Origin of the sequence: Exiguobacterium sp. A1_3_1, assembly GCF_048985645.1 — a bacterium.
In the GTDB taxonomy this organism is placed as follows: domain Bacteria; phylum Bacillota; class Bacilli; order Exiguobacteriales; family Exiguobacteriaceae; genus Exiguobacterium_A; species Exiguobacterium_A indicum.
The window spans coordinates 1-7,050 of the sequence record NZ_WBYY01000167.1 but is presented as its reverse complement, the minus strand read 5'-3'; the positions used below and the strand labels follow the sequence as shown (position 1 = coordinate 7,050).

Annotated in this window: 6 protein-coding genes; 3 read left to right on the top strand and 3 right to left on the bottom strand. The window is 47.9% G+C overall.

Translation table 11 applies throughout. The annotated features are described in order from the left end of the window. On the bottom strand, positions 1–194 hold a 194-nt coding region (locus tag F8N00_RS14785), incomplete at its 3' end, for a hypothetical protein (RefSeq protein ID WP_421018468.1). Between the two features lie 77 nt (positions 195–271). Next, on the bottom strand, positions 272–1,564 hold the full coding sequence (locus F8N00_RS14780; RefSeq protein ID WP_421018467.1) for a methyl-accepting chemotaxis protein: 1,293 nt from the start codon (positions 1,562–1,564) through the stop codon (positions 272–274). 250 nt (positions 1,565–1,814) lie between these two features. Between F8N00_RS14780 and F8N00_RS14775 the strand changes: the two genes are divergently transcribed. After that, on the top strand, positions 1,815–4,073 hold the full coding sequence (locus F8N00_RS14775; protein WP_421018466.1) for a putative bifunctional diguanylate cyclase/phosphodiesterase: 2,259 nt from the start codon (positions 1,815–1,817) through the stop codon (positions 4,071–4,073). Positions 4,074–4,126: 53 nt separating this feature from the next. On the opposite strand, the gene F8N00_RS14770 is transcribed toward F8N00_RS14775, so the two are convergent. Next, positions 4,127–5,428 (bottom strand): hemolysin family protein, encoded by a 1,302-nt coding sequence (locus F8N00_RS14770; protein ID WP_421018465.1) that lies wholly within the window; start codon positions 5,426–5,428, stop codon positions 4,127–4,129. Positions 5,429–5,710: 282 nt separating this feature from the next. Between F8N00_RS14770 and F8N00_RS14765 the strand changes: the two genes are divergently transcribed. After that, positions 5,711–6,763 carry a hypothetical protein gene (locus tag F8N00_RS14765; RefSeq protein WP_421018464.1) on the top strand — a complete coding sequence of 351 codons (1,053 nt, stop codon included), beginning with the start codon at positions 5,711–5,713 and terminating at the stop codon, positions 6,761–6,763. A 126-nt stretch (positions 6,764–6,889) separates the two neighbouring features. Then, positions 6,890–7,050, top strand: a 161-nt coding sequence (locus F8N00_RS14760; RefSeq protein WP_421018469.1) for a TetR/AcrR family transcriptional regulator, incomplete at its 3' end; no start/stop codon positions are given.

Sequence of the window (7,050 nt, the reverse complement as noted above, 5' to 3'; positions counted from 1 at the left end):
GATACTCCCTCTTCTACTCCTCGATAACGTAAATCGCAACGGATTTGCCACCATTCGACTCCACCGATAACGAAAGCGACGCCCGTTAAACCGAGTAATCCGTACAACTCACGTGGAGCGAGTTCCCCTGTCATCAAATAATGTCCAATCAAAGCGAAAAAGCATAAAACAATCAGTAGTATACTCTGAACCATAAACCATTCACACCTCCACTTTCATTTTTCCATAAAGCGACAAAAAATCCTCCTTTCACGTAGAAAGGAGGGATCACTTATAGAGTTGCTGCGACTTCTTGTAAGTCATCCGCTGTCTCAGCAATCGCTTCTGCAATCTTACGCATCCCTTCGATCGTTCCGGCGACATCCTTCGTATCGGTCGATAGTTCATGAATTTGCCGCGAGACCGCATCCGTCTGTTCTGAAATCCGTGAGAAGGCACGGACGACTTGTTGCATCTCCGTCGTCGTTCGGACAACCGCTGTCTCCGTCGTTCCCATCCGCTCTGAGACGACGAGCATCTTTTGCGTGATTTCTTGGGCGATCCGCGACGTCTCGGCTGCCGACTGTTTACTCTCTTCAGCGAGTTTCCGAATTTCTTGCGCCACGACGGTAAATCCGCGCCCCATCTCCCCGGCACGCGCCGCTTCGATCGAGGCGTTCAAGCTGAGTAGGTTCGTCTGATCGGAAATCGTCGTCACCATCCCGGCGATCCGCTCGATTTCCTGCGACAGACGAGACAGTTCAGCGACTTGTTCAGTCGTCCGTGATAAATCTGCGACGACATGCTCAAAGCGACGTGTCTCCTCTTCGACGAGGACGACACCTGCTTCTGCTTCACTGACCGCTTCCGTCAACTGGATCGAAATTGCGTCTGTCGTCGTCGAGACGTGTTTGGCGTGCCGTTCAATCTCCTGGAAGTTCGCTGACGACTCTTCACTCATCGCGGCAAGCTCTTCGGTTGATTTTTGTACGCCATCTCCGACGTGCCGTTTTGCTGTCGCGATCGCTTGACGCTCCTCATCGATTTGATCCTCATACATCGTCATGACGATTTGTTGTTCGAGGTTAAAGAGTTTCCCCGCTGCCCGCATGATCCGGACACGTTCGACTTCCGGCCAATCACTGCCGTCAATCTGTTCACTGAGGACGTTCCAGACTTTTTGAAAGGCAGCAATATACCATTTATTATGCAAACCGATTTGAACATGCCGCTCAGCGATTCGGCGCCGGGCTTCGATGTAGTCCATCGTCACCTGACCATCGAACATTTGTAGGATGTGCCGAGCGAGAGTGCCTTTCAATCGTTCAAGCGTCGAATGCTGTTCAATCAAATGCCGGAGAGATGGAACACGAACCAGCTCCTCGTAGAACGCGTCGACCATGCTCGGCATCCAACGGGATACATCTTCGCTGATGACCCGGACAATTTGTAAATCGACTGCTTCTAGACCGATTAAACGTAATTGTTCATGTAAGGATGTCGGAACGTTCAACACGACATGAGCGCGTTCGTCTTCGATGCGCGCATCGAAGGACGGTGATGCTGATTTCGCGAACCATTTCATATGCTTCTCTCCCTCATTCATAGATGGACTTCATTTTCTTTATCGTCACCTATAATTGACATTTGAATGGCTATCATTCGAAAATCCAAAATTTTCATATGGAATTTCCCGTCATGATTGGTACTTTTAATGTGCGACACTCGCCCATTTCCTCAAGCATTCTAGGTAAGCACCCTTCAAAAAATGGAAAATTTGACCGATATCTATATAACACTTCTCGCTTTTTAACTTAAGGAGGTCCGTTCAACTCATGTGGCGTTACTTCTCTTTCATCGTCTTTCCTGTATTCCTGGTTTTCTATGGTTGGATTCGTTTTGGACCTGCTGAAGAGTGGGCACACTTGATTGGAATCAACGTCTTTCATATGATGGCGGGTCTGATTGCCGCCTATTGGATGATTCGCGCACGCATTGAACAGCGCAATCCACACCTCCGTTTTCTAAGTTTCTTGTTCGCGGGTCTTCTATTACACGTCCTCGGGAATGGTCTATGGCTGTTCCTTCAATTGACAGACGGACGGGTCGATGCACCGATTGCCTCGACCATTCTTTGGTGTTCGTCTTATTTCAGCTATGTCTTAGCGCTAATCACGAAGATGCGTAGCATCGGATTGAACTTCACGAATAAGAACTACATCTTCAATTTAGTCGTGTTCATGACGACGGCTTTCGTCATGAGCGACTATTATTTATTGCAACCCTATTTTGAGATCCTGAATCCCTCGCTCGAGCGAACGATCTCCACCTTCGGATTTCTCATTGCTGATGTGTTACTCCTCTTTTTCAGTGCGATTTTGTATTACCATGTTCGTTATAACCAAGGAAAACCGCATCACCGTTTTCTCGTCGTTGGTTTTTTGTTTCAAGTGTGCGGTGATGTCATGCTTACCGTCTTTACGTTTAACAACAGTCCGTTTCTTGAACATCTCGTCGATGTTTTCTGGGTCATCGCGCTTCTGTCCATCGGATGGAGTGGTCATTTAGAAGGAAGACAGCATCCGCAACAAGAACGACACTTTCGTTCTCAGCGAACGGTAACGGAACGCGATTTCATCTTGCCTTATGTTAGCATCGGTTTACTGACAGGGTTCGTCTTATCGACTTATGACTGGTACCTCAATATTCTATCGAGCGGTTGGCTGCTCTTGTTCTTTCTTGTTCTCGGTCGGCAAATCTTTACCTTACGAAACAACAATCGCTTGCTAAACGAAGTCTCATTTATCGCTTACCACGATTCGCTGACACAGCTCGCGAATCGGCAACACTTCATCGAACGGCTTACGAACGACTTACCGCGTTCTTTTGCGGCCGTCTCGCTTGATTTACATCGTTTGACGATCGTCAATGATACGATGGGGCATGCGACGGGTGACCGTGTCTTGATTGAGACGGCGAATCGACTTCGGCTGTTGCGTCACGATGACCTGGAAATCTACCGAATCGGTGGGGATGAGTTCGCGCTCATCCTCCCGTACGCGACAAATGATTCGTTGACCGCTCTTGAACAGGCTTTATTACACCAATTCGAGCGCCCGTTCCGAATTCGCGGATATTCGATTCAAGTCAACATCCATGCTGGTAGTTGTCTCATCGAAGACACTTCCGTGCACCAGGACATTCTTCCTTGTCTTGATACGGCACTTCTTCAAGCGAAACAACAAGGACCGATGCACTGCGTCCGGTATGATGAACGACTCCATCAATGGTTCATTCGGAAGATCCAGCTAGAAATGGATATGCCGGCAGCAATCGAGAACGATCAATTCCAACTGGTCTATCAGCCAAAAGTCGATTTGATGACGAACCGTCCGATCGGTATGGAAGCACTCGTTCGCTGGCATCATCCAGTCTTTGGTTTGATTTCTCCCGTCGAATTCATCTCGATCGCTGAAGAGAGCGGTCATATCATCGCTCTTGGTCGCTGGATTCTAAAGACGGCATGCCGCAGAACATTTGACTGGCATGAGCAAGGCTATCCGCTAATCGTCGCCGTCAACATCTCCGTTCCCCAGTTCAAGGATCAACATTTCCTAAACATGATTGAAGAGATCTTGTCTGAGACGAACTTATCTCCAGCTTATCTGGAACTCGAAATTACCGAGAGCGTCTTACAAGACGTCACAGATAGCAGCAAGATGTTGCATTCGTTGCGCGATCAGGGAATTCACTGTGCCATCGATGACTTCGGAACCGGTTTCTCTTCTTTATCCATCCTGCATCAACTGCCAGTTCATGCGCTGAAGATTGATAAATCATTCGTCGACGATTGTCCGGAAACAACTGGTGGAGCTGCTTTACTCCCACATATCATCGCAATGGGACAAACGATTGGTCTGACGATGATCGCAGAAGGTGTCGAAAACGAGGCGCAGCACTTGTATCTTAAATCCGTCGGCTGTCACATCGGTCAGGGGTATTACTATGCGCGTCCTTTATCGGAAGAAGCTTTTTCTCTGTATTTGAAGGAACAGTTACCGTCAAGCGAATCCAATCTCCCCTCCGCTCAATAAACAAGACCCGCCTGCTTAGTAGATTGAACTACTAAGCAAAACGGGTCTTTCTGTTAGCTTGACGGCAAGGTCAACTTGACATCCTGAATCTGATATTGGGCAGAACGCAAGATTTCAAGCGTAAACGCCTCATCTGCGACGATCGTTCCCTCTTCAAAAGCAGCCGTCCGTGATTGGATATACCCACCGATCGTGTCGACCGCCTCTGCTTCAGTGAACCGAAGACCAAATCGTTCTTCAATTTCAACTAATAGGACATTACCCGCTAAGCGGTACGAGCCGTCTGGTAACTGTTCGATTTCGGCTTGCTCCGCTTCATCGAATTCATCACGGATATCACCGACGATTTCCTCCAAAATATCCTCCATCGTGATCAAACCGGATGTCCCACCATACTCGTCGATGACGAGAGCGATGTGTGACCGTGTCTGCTTCATCTTCAAGAGTGTTTCTTGCAGCGGTGTCAATTCCGAGACGACCGGCAACGGTTTAAGGAACGATGCAAGTTCTCGTTCGTCTTGTACCGCGTGATGGGCGAGCACTTCCTTGACGTTGATATAACCACTGATCCGGTCCTTATCCGTTCCCTCACTGACCGGGTAACGCGTATACGGATTGTCAGACATCGTCTGTAATAGATTTTCCCAACTCATCTCGTCCGAAATGACCATCATGTTCATCCGTGGCACCATGATGTCGCGCGTGACACGCTCATCAAACGCAAAGACGTTTTGCATCAAGGCGAGTTCCGATTGATTGATCTCACCACTTTGAAAACTTTGAGCCATGATGATCTTCAACTCTTCTTCGGAATGGGCTTGTTCGTGACCAGCTGGTTTCACACCGAACATCCGCAAGAGGACACGGGCCGAACCGTTCATGATCCAGATGAATGGATACATGACTTTTCCGAATACATAGAGTGACGGCGCCAGTAATAACGTCATCCGTTCCGCATACTGGATCGCGAGCGTCTTCGGTGCAAGTTCTCCGATGACGACGTGGAGAAACGTGACGAAGATGAAAGCGATACTGTATGAGAGAAGCGTTGACAGCGCAACGGCGACACCGAGTTCATCAAAGACCGGTGTCAACAATTTCTCGACGGTCGGTTTTCCGAGTGCACCAAGACCAAGTGCAGTGATCGTAATACCGAGCTGACAGGCCGACAAGTAATAATCGAGATCTCCTGCGACCTTCTTCGCAAGTACTGCTCCCTTTTTTCCTTCTTGCACCATCTGGTCGAGACGTGACATCCGGACTTTGACGACAGCAAATTCCGAACCGACGAAAAACGCGGTCAAACCAATCAATACGACGAGCAACAACAAATTCAGTGTTAAGACGATGTCCAACTTGTATCCCCCTAAAAGCGGGGGATCACCTCCTTTTGATTTTAAACTGTACAGTATAACGTGACACTTGATAAGAGTGTACGATGCTTTTTCTCCAAACGCAACCAATATCACTTCGTTGAAGTTCAGACGACCATTAATCATGTACCTGTAATACTAGGTTTCTCTTATTTAGTTACCGGTTATATAAGAGCTATGCGCGTAAGAAACTTGAGATGAAGCTTTTACATTCATGAACATCTCGAACTTGAAAGACCAATTTGGGGAGAGGTAGTGCTTATTATGGAAAAGACAAACAAAGGCTTTTCGTCGCATTTCCGAGCGGAAGCGGACGGAGCAGGTCGTAACATCTCATGGAGCTCGATTTTTGCAGGTGTGGTATCATTTCTATCTTTATTGATCTTATTTAGTTTAATCGGTTCAGCGATCGGACTCGGCGTCACAGACGTCACGTCAAATAACCCATTCGATGGTGTTGGAACGGGCTTAATCATCTGGGCAATCCTTTCATTGCTCATCTCGCTGTTCGTTGCCGGATTCGTCTCCGGTGTGACGTCGGCACGTGCCGGTCTCGTCCACGGTTTCTTGACATGGTCGACGAGCGTCATCCTACTGTTCGCTCTCTTGACGTTCACGACGGTCAATACGTTACAATCCGTTGGTTCACTACTCGGTACGGTCGGTGGTGCGGCTGGTAACGGCATCGGATCCGTTGCTTCGACGGCGCAAGACGCTGCGACGAAAGGATTCGATTCGATTACGAAAAACGTGTCACAAGTTGATACGAAAGAACTTGAAGGGAACGTCGACGAAATCTTAAAAGATTCGGACATCAAAGAATTGCAACCAGGTTACTTGCAGAACGAACTTGACGCTGTTCAAGAAGACGTCACGGCTGCTGGTAAGGAAGCGATCACGAAACCAGAGAACTTCGATACGATCGTCCAGGATCTTGGTGATTCGTTGACAGCACGAGCTGAAAAAATCGAGAAATCAGTCGATGAAGATAAAATCGCTGATGCTGTTGCGAAAAACACCGATTTGACAGGTGCTGAAGCGGAAGAAGCGACGCAAAACATCGTTGATGGTCTCAACACGGCAACAAAAGAAACGACGCAACAAATTGAGACTGCTAAACAAACGCTTGATGAAACATCCGCTGACCTCAAGAAAACGGTCCAAGATGTCCGCGAGCAAACAGAACAAGCGACACAAACGGCGTCAAAAGTTTCAATCTGGGCGTTCGTCGGACTGCTTCTGACTCTTATCTTCACGTCATTCGCAGGAATCGTCGGCTCACGCGTCGCAACACGCGGTCGTGTCATGAATAAATAATGATTCTTCCTTAACTGATTCCGCCTTCGCGGAGTCAGTTTTTTTGTGCGGTAAGACAATCTGATTGACTACATTTGAAATTTGCTGTTACAGTGTTACCTAACGACCGTTAGGAAGGTGATTCATCTGAAAGCCCAACAATTGTTACAGACGAGCATCCATCATTTTGCTGCGCACGGCTATGAAGGGGCATCGTTGCAAGAGATCGCGACAGAGGTTGGCATAAAAAAGCCATCGATCTATGCTCATTATAAAGGGAAGGACGACCTGTTCCTGCAAGCGACGAC